The following is a 19,487-nucleotide window of genomic DNA, read 5'->3' as shown; positions in this document are numbered from 1 at the left end:
ACGTGATCAAGGCCAGCAACGCATCCGACTTCCTGGGCCTCGTGCCCGCTCTCATCGGCTACACCCCCACCCGCTCGATCGTCGCGATCCCCTTCGCTGGCAGCCGAACCGTCGGCGCCGCTCGGTTCGACCTGAACCCGACGCTCGGCCCGGGCTCACTTGCCAGTTCGATCGTCGGCGTCATCTGCCGAGTACCGACCGCTGACCGCATGGCGGTGGTGATCTACACCGACGACGACAGCGAGGCCTCGCGTGGCCTCGTGAACGCCCTGCTGGCCCGCGCGGACGAGTGCGGCTTGTCCGTCACGGATGCCCTCTACGTCGCCCGTGACGGCTGGGGCAGCTATCTCTCAGATGACCACCCGCGACCGCTCGCGGAGATCAACACCGCGCTCGCCGTCGGCCACCCGGTTGCGGCCTCACAGCACGCCGGCACCGAGATCCCCGCCGCTGACGACACCCGCCTCTGCGAGGTGAACACCGCCTTCGAGGGCTTCGGCCTGGGCGACGTCGCTGAGACGGACTGGATCACCCTCGGCGAGGTCGCCGTGACCACTCCCGCCGAGGAGATCGACCCCTTCGAGGCCGCCTGCCTCATCTTCGCGCTCAGCCGACCCGCTCTCCGCGACGTCGCTCTCGTCCAGTGGGCCAGCGACCAGGCAGGCGGCGAGCGCGCCGCCGAGGCGCAGGCCGGATGGGAACGCGGCGAGGAGTACCCCGCCGACCTCGCCGCGATCATGTGGGGCGACGCACCCCGGCCCGACGCGGCCCGCCTCAGCGCGGCTCTGACGACCGTCCGCCACCTCACCGCCCTGACACCTCAGCCGGTGCGTGCGGGCCTCCTGGCCTCAGCCGCATGGCTCTCCTGGGCACTCGGACGCTCCACCCACGCCGCCGACTATGCGCGCCAGGCGCTCGCCATCGACCCCAGCCACGGCCTCGCCGAGATCGTGGCGAGCTTCATCCAGGCGTCGCATTTGCCCTCCTGGGCTTTCGAGAACTGACCGGCGAGAGGAGACACGATCATGGGCAGCACATCAACTCACAAGGAGGCGGGCGTCCCCGTCCGCACCTTCTTCGAGCACTACTTCACCGGCGCCACGATCATCGCCAGCGGCACCCGCCGCAACCCGGACTACATGACCGGAACGATCGATTGGCCATACGAGTTCTACGCCGCCGTTCGTTACGACGAAGGCCACCCGCACGCGGGCGAGGTGTTCGCGTTCGTGGTGCTCTACGCCATCGCGCCGTCGAGCTACTTCAACTTCACCTACAAGGACCTCGACGAGACCATGGGCCCGGGCGCCTCCCACGCCCCTCGCGCTGTGTTGGAGGCTCTCACTCCGACCACGCACGAGTACGCCCAAGAATGGCGTGCACGCTGCTGGGCGAACCTCGAGCTCACAGAGTCGAAGCCGCGCGGTCGCCGCGGCGACCGCATCCGCTTTGGCGAACCGTTCGCGTTCGCCGGAGGCCTGCAGACAACATCCGACACCGAGTTCGAGGTGATCGAGCGCGACGTTCTGCGCGTAGTCGACCACGGCATCCGGGTCCGCATCCCGCGGTGGCGCGCCCGCCTCTACGAGAAGGCGGGGCGGTGACGATGGCTACCTCCCGCATCGTGAAGGTGCTCCGCGCGAACACCGGCGCACTCGACCTGCGCACCGTGTTCGAGGACTTCTGCTCCATGGCGGCCGCGGCGATCCGCAACCGGGTCGACCGACACGGACACCAGGCCCGCGAGGACGAGTACGAACGCACGCGATCGCACTACACCGGCGCGCAGGTGGATCGCTTCGCCGAAGCACTCGCATTCGTCACGCTCGAGCTCGACGCGCAGCCTCGCGACGTGCTCGGTGAGACGTACATGCAGCTGGGCATCGCCAATCGCGACCAGGGGCAGTTCTTTACCCCCTACAGCGTCGCGCAGCTGATCGCCAGTATGCAGGTCGCCGACGCATCCGCGCAGTTGCTCACCCGCCCCTTCCTGACCGTCTACGACCCCGCCTGCGGGGCCGGCGCCATGGTGATCGCGATGGTCCAGGCGCTCGCAGCGCAGGGCATCGAGTATCAGACGAAGGTGCACGTGACCGCCGACGACATCAGCTCGATCGCCGTGCACATGGCTTACGTGCAGCTGTCACTGTTGGGAGTGCCGGCAGTGGTTAACCGACGCAACTCACTGACGCTGGAACACTTCGACACATGGCCCACTCCCGCGCACGTTCTCGGCGGCTGGGCTCGGAAGCTCGAGCTCACTGGATCGACGTGAGTGCAGCCCTCAACGGGGCAGCACGAGTCCGCGGCTATCCCACTCGTCGAAGTCCAACGCCCAGTGGCCGCCCTCACGCGAGCTTTCCACGAACCGGTGACCGAGCGCCGTCCGATCAGTGCCCCAGTCCTCGATGATCCGGATCGGGATGCCGCTCGTGTACCAGCGCTTGTCGATCGCTTCGGCGATCCGCTCCGATGCGTTCATCAGACTCGTGCCGCCGTTCTCGCGGACGATCACGACCAGCTCTCCGTCCGTCAACGACCAGGCTTCCGTGTAGTAGCGGCCATTGTGCGGGGTAGAAACGTAGTCCGCGCCGAGGAAGACCGGCCGCCGCCCCTGTGGCGCATCGTTGGCGTCGACGGTCATTGCATCAACCATGGTTCCCCTGGATCCTTAGCCCGCGATGAGCTGGGAAACGCGCCCGCGGGAGACGCGAAGAATGGCCGCAGAATCGGTCACGGAAAAGCCGGCTTCCCGGAGGTGGCGAGCCGCGGCGCGCGCCTGAGCGGCCGCCTGTACGCTCGCCGCGGTGGCTTCCTCCGTTGCCTGTCTGGCCGCTGAAACCTCGTCATAGAGCGCCCCGATGTCGGGAACGACCGTGATCGTCCAGTCGCTGTGATCGATGCGGGGGTCGATGCTGTCGAGGTAGTCGCGTACCTGCTGTTCGGCCTTATCGAGCGTTGCGACCTGAGTGGCGGCATTACCGTCGATGTGCAGTTCCCAGCCGCGCTCCCACTTGTGCGCCGATGCGGTGATGTTCATGAGTCCTGATCCTCCTTCTTGGATGCCTCGATCGCTTTCAGCACGTTGCGAACCAGACCCGGCGATACGTCGCGCGTCTGGGTGATCACGACCTGCTGGGCTCCCTTCGACCACACCTCGTGATCGCCCTTGCCCTGCCTCGAAGAAAACCCGGCCTCCCGCAGCAATGCGACGAGCGATCGGTATCTCATCGGCTTGACCATGAGACTAGTTTAGGGGGGCTAGATACTCAATGTCAATCCCCCCTAGATATCTCTGACGCCGGCGGTGGCAGCGAAACGTCCGGCTCTCCGAACCCGCGATCGCTCTCGCGAGACGTTCGTGTAGGTTCCCGCTTCAAATGGCGGAGGATGCCGGGATTTCACGGCAGGTGGCAGTGGTTTTGGATCCGCGATCCAACACGAAATGGCTGGTTCCGACACGGCGCCCCGGCTGTCTACCCCTGACGCCGCTCAACGGCGGCGAATGTTCCTCATCCTCTCCCGAGCCTCTACTAACTGATCACACTGGGCGATGCTCAGCCCACCCCAATTGGCAGAGATGCCAACCGCCTGCCAACTAACTGTGGAATATGCCATGTCGGCGTGGAACCTACAGTTCCCTACTTCTATGTCAGAGGTCAATGGTAGTTTGTAACTGTCAGAGATACGAACAGGAGCAAACATGATTCGAGTCAGCTTCGGATACGTCCGCACCACGGTCAGCACTGCTGCAGACACCGAGTACGAGAGCAACCGCGCCCTCGCCCGCCGCAAGGAGGACCTCGACGACTATGCCGCGTCCGGGTACACGCTGCTCAGCACCATCTCGATCACCGCCGACGACCGCGCGACCATCGTCGACACTCTGCAGCGCATCACTGAGGACTGAGCAGTGAGCACCGACATGGACGGCGTCGCAGCTGAGCGGCCGACAGTCTTGAGAAACCCGTCGAGCCCCTACTGCCAACGATGGGAAGAGGGCCGGCACAGTTGGCGGCACGTTAGCGAAGGAGGGTTCGACGCCTCACAGTTCGACGTGCGTCTCATCCCCGAGGCCCTTGCCCGCTCGGTCGTTGCTAGACATCACTACGCCGGCACACTGCCGGCGACGAGGTTCTCCTGGGGGCTGCTCACTCGCGACGACCGCCTAGTCGATGCCTCCACACCGCTGTCAGACGGCCTCGGCCTGGTCGGCGTCGCCTGCCTGAGCGTGCCTATGACCGCGACCGTCCTCTCCAATGTCTTCCCCCAGTTGGAGCCCTTCACCGAGTCTCTGGAACTGGGCCGGCTCGTCCTCACCGATCCCGTCCCCGCGAACGCCGAGAGCTGGTTCCTGACCCGAGTATGGCGGCAAGCAGCCGCGGTCGGCCTCCGGGGGATCGTCTCGTTCGCCGATCCTCTCCCCCGCCAGCGAGTAATCGCCCGCACGCTGCCGGACGGGACCGCGGCCGAGATCGTCGAGACCCTCAGCCCCGGTCATGTGGGAGCGTGCTACCAGGGCGCCGGCGCGATCGCCTGCGGCCGGTCAACCGCACGCACCCTCATCTACCTTCCCCGCCATGGCACTGTGCTGTCGGAGCGCACTCTGTCGAAGATCCGACTCCAAGCAAGCGGCAGCGCCGCAGCCGAGAGGCACCTGACCACCCTCGGCGCGACACCAAGACAGATCAGCCAAGACCCTCGAACGTGGCTGCGGTCCGCGCTAGATGTGATGTCCAGGGACGTTGCTACGTGAATCGCGTGTGATTTGCTGACGGGCGAGGGCCTCCCGTTGTGAAGTGGAGCTGTCTAGGAACCGCTTCACGCAACAGGAGGCCCTCGTGTCCCACGCTAATGCTGCTCTCACGCCCCGCGCACGGCTCCGGCTCGCGCGACTGATCGTCGAGGATCGGTGGCCGGCGACGGTCGCCGCGAAGATGTTCATGGTGTCGCCGATCACCGCTCGCAAGTGGGCCGCCCGGTTTCGTGCCGAGGGCGCCGCCGGGATGACAGATCGGTCCAGCCGACCCCGATCGGTGCCCGGCAGGACGCCGGCACGCACGGTCAAGCAGATCGTGCGGATGCGATGGCGTCGCCGCCTCGGTCCAGCGCAGATCTCGGAGGAGCTCGGGATCCCGGCTTCGACGGTCCACGCGGTGCTGGTGCGGTGCCGAATCAATCGGCTCAGCCACATCGACCGGGTCACGGGCGAGCCGATCCGCCGCTACGAGCACGATCATCCCGGTTCACTGCTGCACGTCGACGTCACGAAGTTCGGCAACATTCCGGACGGCGGCGGATGGCGATACGTCGGCAAGCAGCAGGGCGACCGCAACCGTGAAACCACGGCGAAGCGCACCGGGAAACGGAGGGGCTACGAGCCCAACGTGGGAACCGCATTCGTCCACACCGTCGTAGATGACCACTCGCGCGTTGCCTACGTCGAGATCTGCACCGACGAGAAGGCCGTCACCGCGATCGGAGTGCTCGAGCGCGCCATCGCGTGGTTCGCCGACCGCGGCGTGACCGTCGAACGGGTGCTCTCGGACAACGGGTCGGCCTACAAGTCGTTCGCCTGGCGAGACGCCTGCGCTGGGCTGGGCATCACGCACAAACGGACTCGGCCCTACCGACCGCAGACGAACGGCAAGATCGAGCGGTTCCACCGCACCCTCGCCGAGGGCTGGGCATACGCCCGGTTTTACCGATCCGACTCTGAGCGTCGCGAAGCGCTCCCAGGCTGGATCCACTTCTACAATCACCACAGGCGCCACTCCGCAATCGGAGCCCCGCCCATCAGCAGACTCAACAACCTGCCTGGACATCACAGCTAGACGACATCGGCGCGATCCGGCTGCGCCACCCAGGCAACTTCAGATACGCCTGGCCCATCGGCACCCGGCGGGAACGGCGCCGATCCACGATCGCGATCCCCTCTACCCCCAACCCGAAAGCTGATACGCACCGACTCCCAGTTCCGTTCGCAGCCGCCTCGAAGAGTTCGTCCTCATGAACACACCATGCCGCAGCTGCCGCGTGGAGGAATGCGGTCGCCCGGTCACAGCCCGCGGCATGTGCCGGATGCACTACCTCCGCGAATGGCGCAGCGGGAGCGTGACTGACGCGCCGCTGCGTGACCGGAGTCGGTACGCCTGCCCCGCAGACCATCCCCACGACCTGGACACCTGTTGGCGAGAACACGGATGCCGCTGCGACCAATGCCGTCATCTGCGAAAGATGGAGCGGCAACGTCGACGAAACCGCATGATCGCCTACGGACGTGCTGACGAGATCTCCCCCGCCACCGTTCCGAGTGAAGACGTCCGTGCGCACATCGTTCAGCTGCGCGAATGCGGCAGTTTCGGGCTCGAGCGGATCGCCGACGCTGCACAGGTCTCCCGCACCCTCGTCCTGGACGTCTACTACGGGCCCAGAGGCAAAGAGAAGGAGACCCGTCAGGGCAAGCCTCGCCGCGTCCGTGAAGTGGCCGCACGAAGATTGCTGGCGGTGACCGCGGATCAGATCTCCGCACCACTTGTCCCCGCAACCGACACCGTCCGGCGACTGCAGGCGCTTGTGGCGATCGGGTACACACAGACCCAGCTATCTGAGCGACTCGGTATGCAGGTCACGAATCTCTCCCACCTGATCCACGGCCAGCGGGAGCGCGTGACCGCGGCGACATATGTCGCGGCGCTCGAGCTGTTCCGGCAGTTGTGGTCACAGCCTCCCTCCGGCACCCGTGCAGATCAGGCCAGAGCCGTGGCGCGAGGGAACGGCTGGGTAGGGCCACTGGCCTGGGACGACATCGACGACCCCGACGAACAGCCCAACATCGATGGAGAGGGCGAAGAAGTCGCCGAGTCCTTCGACCCGGCCGCCGTCGAGCTCGCCCTATCCGGCGTACATGTGAAGCTCCGCGACATTGACCGACACGAGTGCGTCCGCCGACTCCACACGCAGCGATGGGGCGACCGGCGCATCGCCGACAAACTGGGCTGCGCGATCAAGACCGTAGAGCGCGATCGCGCCCACCTTGCGCTACCTGGCGTCGAGTTGTCCGAGCAGGACCGTCCGACCGCCGCCTGAGAGTTTCAGCCCGCTATGGTGATGCCGGCTGGTCCCAGAAACCGTAGAGCGCCCGCTCAATCTCGTCCTTCAGGGTGGTAAGCCTGGCGAGCTGAGCCTGTTCCCGCTCAGTGAGGTTCTCGGTCGCCATCTTGGCTGTAAGCGGGGCCGCAGCCTCCGCAACCGCCTGCACGCAGAGGTTCCCTGCCTGGTTGAAGCCATCCACGAACGCCTGGTCGACGCGCTCACCAGCTGCCTCCCGTGCGCGCCCCAAAGCCTCCCGCCCGAACTCTCTCGCAGAATCCGCAAATCCAGCCATGTCGCCCTGCCCACCTCATCCGATCGAGACCTATGGCTCAGGCTACCGACGCCCGGTCGATCACCACTCATTCACCCATCACCCGCGCCCACGACGAGTCAATGTCCGACGTTGCTGCTAATTTGTAACTGTCAGGGATGCTAGATGGAGCTTCAGATGAACAGTGAAGTGAAACGGTTGGCCATGAAGGTGTCGCGCGATCTTGTCACGCAGCGAGTTGACCTCGGCGATGACTCGTACCGCGTGCTCTCGGACGCCGTCGAGGGAGACATCGAGGTCGTGACGCTGGCCAGCGATCTCGACTTCTTCGCCAATGAGAACGGCTGGGCGGAGTTCTCCCCCGCCGAGCGCAATGCGCTCGCGGAGATGGCGCAGTTCGCCCATCTGGGTGCCGCCAATCCCATCCTCGGGCCTGTGATTTTCACCGGAGGCGTCGACAGTGCGGGTGAGACTCAGGGGCTGTCTGAGGAGCGTGCCCGACAGATCGAGCGGCTCGCGGTCGTTCTGCGGGAGGTGATGTGAGATGGGTGCGGATATGGTGATCGCGGTCGCCGCGGCGCCTGTGCGCGCCGACGGAATGCCGGTCGTCGATGTGGGAGTGCTCGCGCGACGCGCGTCGACCGCCTTTCAGAGCGCCGCAGCTGCTGGGCAGGTTGACCCGGAGGGCTATTGGGACCTGATCGATACGGATGAGCCCACAGTGGCGGAGATCGCTGCGGCTCTTGATGGTTGGATCCGCGATGGAGGACTGTTCGGCCGCGATGTGACGACAATCACCGTCGAAGGGCGTGTGTTCGTCGCGAGCGGCGGACTGTCTTGGGGCGACGCCCCCACCGACGCGTTCAGTTACTTGTGCCTGCTCGATGACATCGGTGCCTACACGGAGCCGATCTCACCATGATCCGTTCAGGCGACCTCGAGGTCGAGGACGATCGACTCGATCTCAAGGTCGGGAATCGTCTGTGCGGGGTGGCTGAAGGTTGCACGCTCCGCGGTCACGGTGACGGTGTCCCCCTTGTGCACGGCGATCCGGATCAGTTCGGCACGAGGGCCGGTGGCGTGCACGTTGTAGGGCCCGTCCTCACCGTCGATGCGGAAGCTGACCCGTGCGGTGCGATCGGAAATCCGGTGCAGCAGTGTGAGCGGGGAGCGAACGGTCCCCGTCACGGTCACAGCGGTGGACTCTTGCGCATCCGCGACGGGCGCGGTCTTGGTGGTGTTCATTTCTCCTCCTGGTTATCGATAGACGGACGCGCCCAAGAGGGCGCGACGGAATACGAGGTCGGCATCGACGGCGCATCCAGCGCCGAGCTCGTCGCCGACCATCGCGGCCGCGCAGCAGAGCTCCCCCTCGTCGCGCAGCGCGGCGAGCGCGACGAGGATCTTGGAGAATGTGATCACGGTGGTGACGGTGTCTTCGGTCCCGTTCGCTGGGCGAGGATTGTGCGTCACGGTGACCCGTTCTTTCTCGAGGTCGGTTTCGGTGGCGAGCAGCCATGGCGAAACGTGGCCATCTAGGAGGTCGCAAAGGTCTACGAGTTGGGCGTCAGGGATCTGCTTGGTGACGGTCAGGGGGTAGGTCAGTTCCTTGAGCTGCCACTCGGGGTCTGTGCGTTGGCGTTGCTGCTGTGGCCCCCACGTCGCGCGTTGGCGGGCGAGCTCGGTTCGTGCGGCGACGAAGGATTCCCAGGTAGAGACCTCGTCGGCGCCAAGGTGCGGTGTGAGCTCGTTGCCGGTCATGCCTGCTCGACCTCCCACATGGTGGTGTTGTAGGTGCTGTCTCCATCGGCGCCGACGCCGTAGATGGCGCCTTCGTCGGCGTCTTCCAGCCACTCGATGATCGCCTCGGCCATTTCGTCACGGGTTGCGAACTTCCCCTGCTCGCGTTCGAGCTCGACGGTGACGGTGAACGTGAATGTGTGTGCCATGTCAGTCCTCCTCGGGGACGGGCGGGGCGGTGAGGATGCGTGCTTTCGTGGGGCGGGAGAAGAATCCAAACGCCTCGTCGTCGGCGCTGGCTTCGATAGTGGCGGTGAGGGCGATCCGGTGGCCGCGCGGGGAGCGGTCGTTGAAATCCAGAGATCTCGGGACGGTGCCCCAGACCTTCCATCCCTCCCCGGCAAGGAGCATTTTCAGCGACCCGCGGTAGTCGTTCTCGACCCACTTCGTCGAAAGAACCTCTGCCTCGATCTCGATGCGGCCAGTCGGAACCGGGCGCTTCGCGTCCTCGCGGATGGCGATCTCCTCGAGGATCACTTCAGCTGCTACTCGCCACTCGTCGACGTCGACTGTGCCCGCATGGGACGCGTCGGCGGAATCCAGGAGCAGGCCGATGCGGTTGCGGATCGGGTCGGTGTGTCGAAGTTGGGTGTGCTGCTCTGTGAGCGCTTCATAGACGGCACCGTGGCTGGCCATGAACGCTTCTCGCGCGTGGGCGATCCGTGCGGCGGTCGCACGAGCGCGGTCGGTCTCCTTGGCGCGGCGTCGGGCGGTCTGACGGGCGGAGGAGACGAGGAAGGACCGGACGCCGGTGCCGGCGCAGGAGAAGCATCCGGTCGTGATGTCGTTGACGGCTGAGGTGTAGAAGGTGACGCTGCTGGGGGCGTTGTACACGCCCGTCCCCCCGCATCCCCCGCACGTCTCGACGATGCGTTCGCGGCCCTTCCTTCCCGGATACGGGTCGACATAGGAGCTGGCGAGTTCAAGGTCTACTGAAGTTGCTTGACCGTTCACTGTCCTATCCCCCTTGTTTGTATCTGTGTCAGTTACATTCTAGGCGACGGCCAAGGTCGTCTGCAAGCCCTTCGTCGCCCGCTCGCATCTTCTGCCTGTCCCACGACAGGCACAGCCCGTCGGGGCCGACCCCTATGCTCACCGGCATGCATGATCGCGGCTCCTACCCGTCAGTCGAATGGGCTGAAGTTTGCCTTTGGATCGCGGAGCATCGACCCGATCTCGACGCTCGCCTCAGCGCCGATGCGCCTCCTGAGACGCGAGACAACTCCCCCATGCAAGGCGACAGCTGACGGCGGTGGCACGCCCCTGCATCCTTCGTCGATTTGCGCTAGAATGTAACTGACAGGGATAGTTACTAGGAGGCGATGAGATGGCAAACCAGACAGCGATGCAGGCGATGAAAATACTGCATAAGCAGGCCAACCCCGCCGCCACCAAGCGCGGTGATCCCGAGATCGAGGCGCGGCGTCTGGAGAAGTCTCGCCTGCTGGCGCTGAACAACGCGGCCGCACTGGTCGTGCAGTTGAATCGTGCGGCGGCTGGAGCAGACGGTGCCCTCGTCCAGCAGTTGACCGATGACGCTCAGATCATGCTCGATGCGGCCGCGGGTTTCCAGGAACTCATCGACGACATCCCCAACGGTCGGCAGCTCGCAGCATGATGCAAACCCGACGACGCGCACTCACAGTCGTGTCCGGAGCGGCTGCCGCGGCGGTCGCGGTCGTCTTCGCCGTCACGCAGTTGACCCCGAAGGTCGACCAGATGGCGCCCGCCCCCGATCTCCAGGCACTGGTTGCCGCCGGCTACGTGACGATCGTGGAGAATGGCGCTTCCTATGAGACCGAGGCGATCACAGCTGCTCTCGAACAACTCCCCGACGACACGACCGAGATGACCACCGGACCGTACGATCGGGACTTCTTCGGCCAGCGGTGGGCTGACGTCGATCGCAATGGCTGTGATACGCGCAACGACGAGCTCGCAGCGTGGATGAGCGCCATCACTTTCAAGCCTCAGACCAACAGCTGCGTCGTTCTTCACGGCACCCTCGATGACCCCTACACCGGTCGGACGATCTCCTTCACCCGAGGTCAGGGGACCAGTGAGGCAGTACAGATCGATCACCTCTGGCCACTGGCCGCCGCCTGGCAGCGCGGTGCCGACAGATGGAGCGAGCAGAAGCGACTCGAGTTCGCGAACGACCCTCTCAACCTCACACCCGTCGACGGCCCCACGAATCAGTCCAAGAGCGACAGGGGTCCGGAGTGGTTTCCCCCGAACCAGAGCTACCGCTGCACCTACGCCGCCCGGCTCGTTCTCGTGGCCGCCACCTACGAGATCGAACTGACGGTGGCCGACCGATCGGCCCTCCGCACGGCACTCACCGACTGCGGCTAGGCGCTCACCCCGCAGCATCCGGGCGGTATCGACTACCCATCCGGTTCAACGACCCTGCGCGGCGAGGGCCACTCATTGGCGGCTCACGTATTGGCCTACAGGTGAGATGTCGGGGACCCGCGGTACTGTCTTTGGAAGACGCCCGGCTGGGTGTGGCGGTTGAGAAGTGATCCCTGACAAGATGCTCCTCCTAACTCCCGCCATTCCCGCCGGGCGCCGTCATGCCTACCGTCAGGACCGATCCTGCGCGACGCCGCCACCGCTTCCAGGCAGTCGACTGCGGGCCTATAGCCTGAGGACGATGAGGAGGATGAGGATCTCGCGTTCTGGCTCCCTTCAATGAGCTAGGAGCAAAATGACCCGAATCTTCGACAACATCGAGTTGAACCTCGGTGGCCACCTCGTCGAAACGCTGTCCGAGTCCAACCGCATCGACGCCGCTGTCGGGTACTTCAACATCCGCGGCTGGAAGCTGTTCGGTGACGTCATCCACGGACGTTCCGCCGGCGGCGCGCCGATCGCTCGAGTTCTGGTCGGCATGGTTCATGGCGAACCGGAGGAACAGGTGCTCGACCACCTGCAGCGCACCCTCGAGGGTGGCCCACTCGAAGACGTGATCGATCGGAGGACCGCGCAGGCACGCCAGCAGCAGGCCAAGCTCAAGTTCCGGCAGCAGCTGATGCGCGGAGCCCCCACCGCGCAGGACGAGGCCACCATTCGGGAACTTCGCGCGCAGCTGGCGGACGGTCGGGTAGCGATCAAGCTATTCACGCGCCGCCCTCTCCACGGCAAGACGTACATCTGCCACAGGGACGACAAGATCACCCCGATCGTCGCCTACGTCGGCTCATCCAATCTCACGATCGCCGGCCTCGCGAACAACTACGAGCTCAACGTCGATGTGGTCGACTCGGACGGAGCCGCGAAACTCGACGACTGGTTCGAGGATCGGTGGGACGACAAGTTCTCCATCGACGTCACTGCCGACCTCATCGAGATCATCGACGAGTCCTGGGCAAGCGAGACGCCGCTAACCCCCTACGAGGTCTACCTCAAGGTCTGCTGGCACCTCTCCCGCGATGTGCGCGAGGGTCTCATCGAATACACGCTGCCGCCGTCGATGCGCGACCAGTTGCTCGAGTATCAGGAGAGCGCCGTGAAGACGCTGTCTCGGCGCATCATGACGAAGGGTGGCGCCATGCTCGGCGACGTCGTCGGTCTCGGCAAGACGATCACCGCCACGGCTACCGCGATGATGCTCAATGAGGCCGAGGGCTACCGCACGCTCATCGTGTGCCCCGTCAACCTCGTGAAGATGTGGGAAGAGTACAAAGATCGCTACGCGCTGAATGCCACCGTCGTTCCGTACAGCATGGCGGCCAAGCGCCTGCCCAACCTGGGTCGCTACCAGTTCGTGATCGTCGATGAATCGCACACGATGCGCAACGACACCCGCCAGGACTATCGGGCGCTGTACGACTACATCCGCAACTACGACTGCCGGGTGCTGCTGCTCACCGCGACGCCATACAACATCCGCTTCAAGGACGTCGGGAACCAGCTGGGGCTGTACATCGATCCCGACGACGATCTCGGACTGCAGCCCGTGGTCGCGATGTCGCTGGATGATCGCTTCGCCGAGAGGCTCGACGGCAAGACGAGCACGCTCGAGGCGTTCAAGCGCAGCGAAGAGCCCGATGACTGGAAGCGACTGATGAGCGAGCACCTCATCCGCCGCACCCGCTCGTTCGTCCGCAAGAACTACGCACTCGTCGACGAGCAGGGCAAGGATTACCTCACCTTCGCGAACGGCACGAGGTTCACCTTCCCGGCCCGAGTACCCAAACCGCTCGTGCACTCGTTCGGTGAGGACGACCCCGCCGCCAAGATGGAGTCCGTCGACACCCTCGACGCAATCGACAATCTGAACCTGCCGCGCTACAACCTTTCCGCATATCTCCGGAAGGCACTCGAGCTCACACCCGAGGAGAAGGTGATCGTCGAGCGCTTCGAGCGAGGCAGCGGGCACCTAATCGGGTTCGTGCGCAGCGGGCTCTACAAGCGGCTGTCCAGCTGCGGGTACTCGTTCATGCTGTCGCTGCAGCGCCACATCGCCCGCAACCAGCTGTACATCTACGCCGTCGAGAACGACCTCGACCTCCCGCTGGGCACACTGCTGGATGTCATGCTCACCTCGTCCGAGAGCGACGACGACGCCGAAGAGGATTACGAGGGCGTCGAACCTCCAACCTCCGGCGACGGCCAGGGCGAATATGAGGCGCTGCGCGCATCGACGCCAAAGTCGGTGCGGTGGATCCGCCCGTCCGTCTTCACCCCGGAACTGCTCGACGACCTCAAGGCCGACACGGCGACGCTCACCGGTCTGCTGAATGAGTTCGGCGCTTGGACGACGGGTGCGGATTCCAAGCTGGCCGAGATCCTCAAGCTGCTGACCGAGACGCACCCCGACGAGAAGGTGCTGATCTTCACCGAGTACAAAGACACCGCGAACTACATCGCCGGCGCGCTCAAGGCCGCGGGCATCGACCGGGTGGGGATCGCCAGCGGCGACACCAACAACCCGACCGACGTTGCCCGCCGATTCGCGCCCCTGTCCAATATGCTCGGCTCCGCGACGCTCACCGACATCGAGCTCACCAAGATCATCGACCCGGCAGCCGAGTACAGGGTGCTCGTCGCGACCGACGTGCTCTCCGAAGGACAGAACCTCCAGGACGCGCACATAGTCGTCAACTACGACCTGCCGTGGGCGATCATCCGTCTGATCCAGCGAGCCGGCCGCGTCGACCGCGTCGGCCAGAAGTCCGACGAGGTGATCATCTACTCGCTGTGGCACGACGGTGTGGAGCAGGTACTGAACCTCCGCCAGCGCATCGCAGACCGACTCCACGCCAACGCCGAAGTATTCGGATCCGACGAACAGTTCTTCGGCTCCGAGGATGAAGTCAAGATCATCGAGGATCTCTATAAGGGCAAGCTCGACGACAACGAGATCGACAACGAGGTCGACGCATCCAGCCTCGCCTACGAGGTGTGGAGCTCCGCCGAGCAGGAGCACCCCGAGCTCGCCGACCGCGTCAAATCACTGCCCGATCTCGTCTACGCGACCAGGCCGTCGCTGTCCGACCGGGATGTCGACGGCGTGGTCTGCTACGTCCGCACCGAAAACGACAACGACGGGTTTGGCTTCGGGTCCGTCGAGGGTGTCCGCCTGCTCACCGGACAGGAGGCCCTCAGCCGATTCCGCTGCGAGCTCGACACGACGGCGCTGCCCGCCCGCGCTGACCACTTCCCTCTCCTTGTCCAGATGGCGCAGGGAAACCTCATCCAGAGCGGAAACATCGAAGGCCGCCTCAGCGGCGTCCGCAAACGGGTGTGGAACCGTCTCAACGGCGCCCTGGTGGCCGGGAAGGGCGACGTCGCCGACGCACTCGAAGCCGTCTTCACGCGCCCCCTTACCAAGGAAGCCGAGAAGCGATTCACGACCGCGCTGGCCGCGCGCAGCGATGTTGACGACCTGGCAGACCTGCTCGTGCTGCTCCATCGCGACAAGCGGCTCGTGATCGACATCGCCGCAGCCGATCCGATCCACATCGTGTGCTCCATGGGGGTGGCATCATGAGCGCATCAACGCGGATGCAGCTCGTCAATTCGGGCGATTTCCAGACGCTGTTTCTCGAGGAGCTTGGCTGGGATAAACCAGACCTCGCACCGCTGCGCGTCACCGTCGACGAGCAGACGTACACGTTGCAGCAGGTCGCTGGCTACTCGGGCCTGCGGGTCTGGCTCTGCAATGACCTGCCCGATGCGCGCACACAACGGCTGATCGATCAGCAGGTGCGCAAGGTCTCCGATGCGCGACTGCTGATCTTCGCCGACCACGCCCGCCAGGAGTGGCGATGGCTGCAATCGGCGGATGCCGCCGGTGTCGGCCAGCCACGTCTGGCGCTGCATCGACACACCGTTGGCACAACCAACGAGGCCCTCAACCAGCGACTCGGCACCATCGAGATCAAGATCAACGAGAGCCCCACTCTCATCGAGGTCCTGCGCAAGATGCGCGCAGCCTTCGACGCCGACATCGTCACCAAACGGTTCTACGACCAGTTCGTCCGCAGGCAACGTGCGCTCACCGTTGCCATCCAAGGTATCCCCGAGGACAGCGAGCGGGAGTGGTACTCCTCGCTGATGATGAACCGGCTGATGTTCATCTACTTCATGCAGAAGAAGTCGTTCATGGACCAGGACACCGACTATCTGCGGAATCGACTCAACCAGCTGCGTGATCTGGTCGGCGCGGGCCAGTTCTACGGGTTCTATCGCGACTTCCTGCTGCCGATGTTCCACGAGGGCCTGGGCCAGAAGGCGGAGTCGCGCAAGTATCCCAACGACGTCGTCGCCGACTTGGTCGGTGACGTGCCCTACATCAACGGCGGAATCTTCGCCGAGCACAAGCTCGAACACGACAACACCATCGAGATCCCCGACGAGATCTTCACCTCGGTCTTCGACCTGTTCGACCGCTTCCAGTGGCATCTCGACGATCGCCCGACCGCGTCCCAGAACGAGATCAACCCCGACGTGCTCGGCTACATCTTCGAGCAGTTCGTCAACGAGAAGGACAGCCTCGACAACCGCGGCTCCGATAAGGGCGCGTACTACACCAAGGAAGACGTCACGCACTTCATGGCCAGCAACGCCATCGTGCCCGTGTTCCTCGAACGGCTGATCGCCCGCACCGGCGTCAACCCTTGGCGCTATCTCCGGGAGGCTCCCGAACGGTACATCTGGTCCAGCTTGGCCTGGGGTATCGATCAGCCCCTGCCGGCCGAGATCGAGGCGCAGCGCACGTCTCGCCGCCGGCCCCTGTGGGATGGGCCCTCGAGCGAAGATCTCGGCCTCCCGGGAGAGACCTGGTGGGAAACCGACCGGCGGCGGAGCGAGTATGCCAAGCTGCTCGGCGCAGCCAGAGCTGGACACATCGACTCCGTCGACCGAGCCGTCACCGAAAACATCGACCTCGAGCAGCTGGCGGTCGACACGATCGACCAGCTGAACGCCCCGGAGCAAGCGCTGGCCGCGTGGCAGATCCTTACAGCCCTGCGCGTCATCGACCCAACATGTGGATCGGGTGCATTCCTATTCGCCGGATTGCGGGTGCTGCAGCCGCTCTATGACGCCACGCTCGACGCTCTGGACCGTCACGTCCGATCGACAGTATTCCCCGAAGGAGAGGCGCTGCTCGAGACCGTTTCCAACCATGCCAACACCGAGTACTTCGTACTCAAGCACGCGACCCTCAGCAATCTCTACGGCGTCGACATCATGCACGAGGCGGTCGAGGTCGCCCGCCTCCGGCTCTTCCTGAAGCTCGTGGCATCCATCGACGATCGCAAGGATCTCGAACCGCTCCCCGACCTCGATTTCAACATCAAGCCGGGGAACACCCTCGTCGGCGCCCTCACCGTGGACTCCCTCGAGCAGGACAGCGGCACCCTGTTCACCAACGACCGGATCACCGAGGTCAAGAAGTCCGCTGCGCGGATCTCCGAGCGCTACGCCGCGTTCCGGGAGCATCAGGAGACCAACGAATCATCAGTGAGCCTGCGCCGCGAGCTCGTTGCCCTGCTCGACGAGGTCCGCCACGACGTCGATGATCTCTACCACTCGGCGACGATGGTGCCCCAGCCGCTGACGGCGTGGGTCGAGACGCACCACCCCTTCCACTGGTTCGTCGAGTTCCCCGAGGTCTTCGAGCAGGGCGGATTCGACGTCGTTATCGGGAACCCGCCGTACGTGAACCGTCGCGAGCTCAGCTACCGCATCACCGGCTTCAATACCGACGACGTGGACGACATCTACGCATCGTGCTGTGAGAGATCCGGGCAGATCACCCGCCCCGATGGACGTCTGAGCCTCATCGTCCCGATCCGCAGCCAGTTCGGCGATCGTGACGAGTCGCTACGGAAGTACTACACCGAGCGATTCGGCGCGATCTGGGTAAGCACCTTCCAAGAGCGGCCTGCGGCACTGTTCCAGGTCAAGGTCCGCAGCACGATCATCACCGCCGCCGGGCAAGGGAAAGCATCAGAGATCCACACCACGATCACCCACAGCTGGATTGAGTCGTTCCGACCCCACCTGATGGCGACGCTCCGCTACGCATTGCGTCCGAACACCACGAAGACGCCCAACTGGATGCGATCGAGTGGCGACGCCATGTTCGAACTCATGGACACGCTGCTGGCGAAGGGATCACTGCAGGCATCCCTGGTTCGCGTGAGCGACTTCTCGGTCGGGTTCAAGAAGACCGCGACCTACTTCCTCAGCACGTACACGGTGTCGCCGGCGACGTATGAGAAGTCCACCCATGCCTCCGTGCCGCTGAACGAGGGGAAATTGTTCACCCAGCATCGCAACGACCAGCTGGCAGTCAGCGCCGTCGCCGCGTCACGGCTGGCCTTCCTGTGGTGGACCTTCACCGGCGACTGCTTCAATGTCACCAAGGGGACCATGTCGGCGATCCCGTTCTCGTTGCGCAGCTGCGACCAGACCACCCGCGACGCACTGATCGACTTGGGGAAGCGGATCGAGAAGGCGCTGCCCGATGTCCGGTCATGGGATCTCAACTCCGGCAAGTACGTCGGCGGCTACGCCGTCCCTGAGCTGCGCCACATCACGGACGAGGCTGACGAGATCATTCTGACCTCCATCGGCCGGATGGATCTGCTGCCAGAGGTTCAGTATGCGCACGCCCGCATGTTCAAGAGCACGGGCATGTCGGCGACCACCCTGCGCACGCTACCGTTCGAGGTCTCCTAATCACACGCACCATCAGCTACTGGTCGCGAGCAAGCTCATCGGCAAAAGCTCGTGTGATCGCTTCCTCATCAGGGAGAGCCCGTTGTGCCTCTTCGCCGAGTTCATAGCGGCTGACTGCGACCGGCTGGGTTGTTGAGGCAAGTGCGTAGCGGACGACCGTGTCATTCTTGCCGGCGACGAGCAGGATCCCGACGGTCGGCTGGTGCTTGTCGCGAATCCGAAGCCGGTCGTCGACGACGGCGACGTAGAAGCCGAGCTGCCCGGCATCGCGCGGATCGAACTTGGTGGTCTTGAGCTCGATGACCACGTAGCGCAGCTGCTCGACATGGAAGAACAGCAGGTCGACGTAGAAGTCGTCACCCGCGATGTCGAAGTGCACCTGGCGGCCGACGAACGCGAACCCGGGGCCGAGCTCGCGCATGGTGTCAAGGATCCGGTCGACCATGCGCTGCTCGAGCTCACGCTCGGACGCATCGCCGTCGACGGCCAGAAACTCGAGCGCATAGGGGTCCTTCGTGAGCTCCTGTGCCTGGTCGGAGTCCAGCCGCTCGAGCGCGCCGGCGAAGTTGCTCGGCGCGGAGGCCTCCCGCTCGTGCAGTCGGGTGGTGATCTGGTGAGCGAGCACCGGTCGGCTCCATTGGTGGTGTGCGTCCTTCGCGGCGTACCAATTCCGCAGCTCCTGGTCGTCGAGCTTGTCGAGGAGCTCGATCACGTGGCCCCACGGCAATTGTGCAATGGGTCGTTGCACAATCTCGGCGGCGTCCGGCCAGGCCTCAGCGAAGGCCCGCATGTAGAGCAGGTTCCGGCGGGAAAAGCCCTTCATCGACGGGAACTCCGCGCGCAGATCTGCTGCGAGGCGATCTAGGACCTTCGAGCCCCATCCCTGCTCAGCTTGCCTGTCGAGGATGGTGCGGCCGATCTGCCACCACAGCTGCAGCAGTTCGTTGTTCGCCTTCCGCTGCACACGCAGTCGCGCCTCGTGCACCTGCCGTTTCAGCTCCTCGAGCGTGGCGGCGTAGTCGTCCGGGATGAGGTCGCTCATGGGCCCGATCCTCTCAGAACACACCGACGACGGTCCGGCGAGGAGTGGATGACCTTGTCGCGTCTCGGATTCGAAGCTATA

The 19,487-nt window shown here is 64.6% G+C and carries 22 protein-coding genes; 13 read left to right on the top strand and 9 right to left on the bottom strand.

Annotated elements, in window-relative coordinates:
- The 3 genes from L0965_RS16435 to L0965_RS16425 all read left to right on the top strand — a co-directional run.
- Nucleotides 1–1,004 (top strand): DUF4192 family protein (locus L0965_RS16435; RefSeq protein WP_267957184.1); only part of this gene is annotated, 1,004 nt, incomplete at its 5' end.
- Nucleotides 1,005–1,025: 21 nt separating this feature from the next.
- A complete protein-coding gene (locus tag L0965_RS16430; protein WP_234058101.1) occupies nucleotides 1,026–1,604 on the top strand; it encodes a hypothetical protein in 579 nt (192 codons plus the stop codon).
- 20 nt (nucleotides 1,605–1,624) lie between these two features.
- The gene (locus tag L0965_RS16425; protein ID WP_234058100.1) at nucleotides 1,625–2,275 is read left to right on the top strand and encodes an N-6 DNA methylase; all 651 of its coding nucleotides are present in this window, start codon (nucleotides 1,625–1,627) and stop codon (nucleotides 2,273–2,275) included.
- A 9-nt stretch (nucleotides 2,276–2,284) separates the two neighbouring features.
- Here the strand turns inward: L0965_RS16425 and L0965_RS16420 are convergent, their stop codons facing one another.
- The 3 genes from L0965_RS16420 to L0965_RS16410 are packed head-to-tail and all read right to left on the bottom strand — an operon-like array spanning nucleotide 2,285 to nucleotide 3,243.
- Nucleotides 2,285–2,644 carry a hypothetical protein gene (locus L0965_RS16420; protein WP_234058099.1) on the bottom strand — a complete coding sequence of 120 codons (360 nt, stop codon included), beginning with the start codon at nucleotides 2,642–2,644 and terminating at the stop codon, nucleotides 2,285–2,287.
- A 27-nt stretch (nucleotides 2,645–2,671) separates the two neighbouring features.
- On the bottom strand, nucleotides 2,672–3,040 hold the full coding sequence (locus L0965_RS16415; protein ID WP_234058098.1) for an antitoxin HicB: 369 nt from the start codon (nucleotides 3,038–3,040) through the stop codon (nucleotides 2,672–2,674).
- A complete protein-coding gene (locus tag L0965_RS16410) occupies nucleotides 3,037–3,243 on the bottom strand; it encodes a type II toxin-antitoxin system HicA family toxin (RefSeq protein ID WP_234058097.1) in 207 nt (68 codons plus the stop codon). The genes L0965_RS16415 and L0965_RS16410 overlap by 4 nt, the downstream gene beginning before the upstream one ends.
- Nucleotides 3,244–3,703: 460 nt before the next feature.
- Here L0965_RS16410 and L0965_RS16405 point away from each other — a divergent pair, with 460 nt between their 5' ends.
- The 4 genes from L0965_RS16405 (at nucleotide 3,704) to L0965_RS16390 (ending at nucleotide 7,089) form a co-directional block, all read left to right on the top strand.
- Nucleotides 3,704–3,910, top strand: a complete 207-nt coding sequence (locus L0965_RS16405) for a hypothetical protein (RefSeq protein ID WP_234058096.1) — start codon at nucleotides 3,704–3,706, stop codon at nucleotides 3,908–3,910.
- A gap of 3 nt (nucleotides 3,911–3,913) precedes the next feature.
- Nucleotides 3,914–4,756: a hypothetical protein gene (locus L0965_RS16400; RefSeq protein WP_234058095.1), complete on the top strand. Its 843-nt coding sequence runs from the start codon at nucleotides 3,914–3,916 to the stop codon at nucleotides 4,754–4,756.
- A gap of 85 nt (nucleotides 4,757–4,841) precedes the next feature.
- Nucleotides 4,842–5,834 (top strand): IS481 family transposase, encoded by a 993-nt coding sequence (locus tag L0965_RS16395; RefSeq protein WP_234058094.1) that lies wholly within the window; start codon nucleotides 4,842–4,844, stop codon nucleotides 5,832–5,834.
- Nucleotides 5,835–6,264: 430 nt separating this feature from the next.
- The gene (locus L0965_RS16390) at nucleotides 6,265–7,089 is read left to right on the top strand and encodes a hypothetical protein (RefSeq protein WP_234058093.1); all 825 of its coding nucleotides are present in this window, start codon (nucleotides 6,265–6,267) and stop codon (nucleotides 7,087–7,089) included.
- A gap of 13 nt (nucleotides 7,090–7,102) precedes the next feature.
- On the opposite strand, the gene L0965_RS16385 is transcribed toward L0965_RS16390, so the two are convergent.
- The gene (locus L0965_RS16385) at nucleotides 7,103–7,387 is read right to left on the bottom strand and encodes a hypothetical protein (RefSeq protein ID WP_234058092.1); all 285 of its coding nucleotides are present in this window, start codon (nucleotides 7,385–7,387) and stop codon (nucleotides 7,103–7,105) included.
- 144 nt (nucleotides 7,388–7,531) lie between these two features.
- Between L0965_RS16385 and L0965_RS16380 the strand changes: the two genes are divergently transcribed.
- Complete coding sequence (locus L0965_RS16380) at nucleotides 7,532–7,909, top strand: DUF3846 domain-containing protein (protein ID WP_234058091.1); 378 nt, start codon at nucleotides 7,532–7,534, stop codon at nucleotides 7,907–7,909.
- 13 nt (nucleotides 7,910–7,922) lie between these two features.
- Nucleotides 7,923–8,288, top strand: coding sequence for a hypothetical protein (locus tag L0965_RS16375; RefSeq protein WP_234058090.1), 366 nt, complete (start codon nucleotides 7,923–7,925; stop codon nucleotides 8,286–8,288).
- Between the two features lie 5 nt (nucleotides 8,289–8,293).
- Here L0965_RS16375 and L0965_RS16370 read toward each other — a convergent pair whose 3' ends face one another.
- Genes L0965_RS16370 through L0965_RS16355 form a run of 4 tightly spaced genes read right to left on the bottom strand, consistent with a single transcriptional unit; the run spans nucleotide 8,294 to nucleotide 10,120 of the window.
- On the bottom strand, nucleotides 8,294–8,611 hold the full coding sequence (locus L0965_RS16370; protein ID WP_234058089.1) for a hypothetical protein: 318 nt from the start codon (nucleotides 8,609–8,611) through the stop codon (nucleotides 8,294–8,296).
- 12 nt (nucleotides 8,612–8,623) lie between these two features.
- Nucleotides 8,624–9,127 (bottom strand): hypothetical protein, encoded by a 504-nt coding sequence (locus L0965_RS16365; protein WP_234058088.1) that lies wholly within the window; start codon nucleotides 9,125–9,127, stop codon nucleotides 8,624–8,626.
- Nucleotides 9,124–9,315, bottom strand: a complete 192-nt coding sequence (locus L0965_RS16360) for a hypothetical protein (protein ID WP_234058087.1) — start codon at nucleotides 9,313–9,315, stop codon at nucleotides 9,124–9,126. Before L0965_RS16360 ends, L0965_RS16365 begins: the two co-directional genes overlap by 4 nt.
- A 1-nt stretch (nucleotide 9,316) precedes the next feature.
- Nucleotides 9,317–10,120 (bottom strand): hypothetical protein, encoded by an 804-nt coding sequence (locus L0965_RS16355; protein WP_234058086.1) that lies wholly within the window; start codon nucleotides 10,118–10,120, stop codon nucleotides 9,317–9,319.
- 373 nt (nucleotides 10,121–10,493) lie between these two features.
- Between L0965_RS16355 and L0965_RS16350 the strand changes: the two genes are divergently transcribed.
- The 4 genes from L0965_RS16350 to L0965_RS16335 all read left to right on the top strand — a co-directional run bounded on the left by L0965_RS16350 (nucleotide 10,494) and on the right by L0965_RS16335 (nucleotide 18,364).
- Nucleotides 10,494–10,784, top strand: a complete 291-nt coding sequence (locus L0965_RS16350; protein WP_234058085.1) for a hypothetical protein — start codon at nucleotides 10,494–10,496, stop codon at nucleotides 10,782–10,784.
- A 29-nt stretch (nucleotides 10,785–10,813) separates the two neighbouring features.
- A complete protein-coding gene (locus L0965_RS16345) occupies nucleotides 10,814–11,521 on the top strand; it encodes an HNH endonuclease family protein (RefSeq protein WP_234058084.1) in 708 nt (235 codons plus the stop codon).
- Nucleotides 11,522–11,876: 355 nt separating this feature from the next.
- Complete coding sequence (locus L0965_RS16340) at nucleotides 11,877–15,164, top strand: helicase-related protein (RefSeq protein WP_234058083.1); 3,288 nt, start codon at nucleotides 11,877–11,879, stop codon at nucleotides 15,162–15,164.
- A complete protein-coding gene (locus tag L0965_RS16335) occupies nucleotides 15,161–18,364 on the top strand; it encodes an Eco57I restriction-modification methylase domain-containing protein (RefSeq protein WP_234058082.1) in 3,204 nt (1,067 codons plus the stop codon). The genes L0965_RS16340 and L0965_RS16335 overlap by 4 nt, the downstream gene beginning before the upstream one ends.
- A gap of 16 nt (nucleotides 18,365–18,380) precedes the next feature.
- On the opposite strand, the gene L0965_RS16330 is transcribed toward L0965_RS16335, so the two are convergent.
- Entirely contained in the window at nucleotides 18,381–19,406 is a 1,026-nt protein-coding gene (locus L0965_RS16330) for a YhcG family protein (protein WP_234058081.1), read from the bottom strand.
- Between the last annotated feature and the right edge of the window lie 81 nt (nucleotides 19,407–19,487).

The organism is Microbacterium sp. NFH-22A-Y, from assembly GCF_021401375.1.
In the GTDB taxonomy this organism is placed as follows: Bacteria; Actinomycetota; Actinomycetes; order Actinomycetales; family Microbacteriaceae; genus Microbacterium; species Microbacterium hominis.
The sequence above is the reverse complement of the archived record's forward strand: the minus strand, read 5'-3'. Positions and strand labels throughout refer to the sequence as shown.

Coding starts and splice junctions, on each gene's coding strand:
- L0965_RS16380 (WP_234058091.1), top strand. CDS start 7,532: ATGGAGCTTCAGATGAACAGTGAAGTGAAACGGTTGGCCATGAAGGTG.
- L0965_RS16370 (WP_234058089.1), bottom strand. CDS start 8,611: ATGAACACCACCAAGACCGCGCCCGTCGCGGATGCGCAAGAGTCCACC.
- L0965_RS16385 (WP_234058092.1), bottom strand. CDS start 7,387: ATGGCTGGATTTGCGGATTCTGCGAGAGAGTTCGGGCGGGAGGCTTTG.
- L0965_RS16410 (WP_234058097.1), bottom strand. CDS start 3,243: ATGGTCAAGCCGATGAGATACCGATCGCTCGTCGCATTGCTGCGGGAG.
- L0965_RS16365 (WP_234058088.1), bottom strand. CDS start 9,127: ATGACCGGCAACGAGCTCACACCGCACCTTGGCGCCGACGAGGTCTCT.
- L0965_RS16405 (WP_234058096.1), top strand. CDS start 3,704: ATGATTCGAGTCAGCTTCGGATACGTCCGCACCACGGTCAGCACTGCT.
- L0965_RS16375 (WP_234058090.1), top strand. CDS start 7,923: ATGGTGATCGCGGTCGCCGCGGCGCCTGTGCGCGCCGACGGAATGCCG.
- L0965_RS16350 (WP_234058085.1), top strand. CDS start 10,494: ATGGCAAACCAGACAGCGATGCAGGCGATGAAAATACTGCATAAGCAG.
- L0965_RS16340 (WP_234058083.1), top strand. CDS start 11,877: ATGACCCGAATCTTCGACAACATCGAGTTGAACCTCGGTGGCCACCTC.
- L0965_RS16420 (WP_234058099.1), bottom strand. CDS start 2,644: ATGACCGTCGACGCCAACGATGCGCCACAGGGGCGGCGGCCGGTCTTC.
- L0965_RS16360 (WP_234058087.1), bottom strand. CDS start 9,315: ATGGCACACACATTCACGTTCACCGTCACCGTCGAGCTCGAACGCGAG.
- L0965_RS16335 (WP_234058082.1), top strand. CDS start 15,161: ATGAGCGCATCAACGCGGATGCAGCTCGTCAATTCGGGCGATTTCCAG.
- L0965_RS16415 (WP_234058098.1), bottom strand. CDS start 3,040: ATGAACATCACCGCATCGGCGCACAAGTGGGAGCGCGGCTGGGAACTG.
- L0965_RS16330 (WP_234058081.1), bottom strand. CDS start 19,406: ATGAGCGACCTCATCCCGGACGACTACGCCGCCACGCTCGAGGAGCTG.
- L0965_RS16430 (WP_234058101.1), top strand. CDS start 1,026: ATGGGCAGCACATCAACTCACAAGGAGGCGGGCGTCCCCGTCCGCACC.
- L0965_RS16390 (WP_234058093.1), top strand. CDS start 6,265: ATGATCGCCTACGGACGTGCTGACGAGATCTCCCCCGCCACCGTTCCG.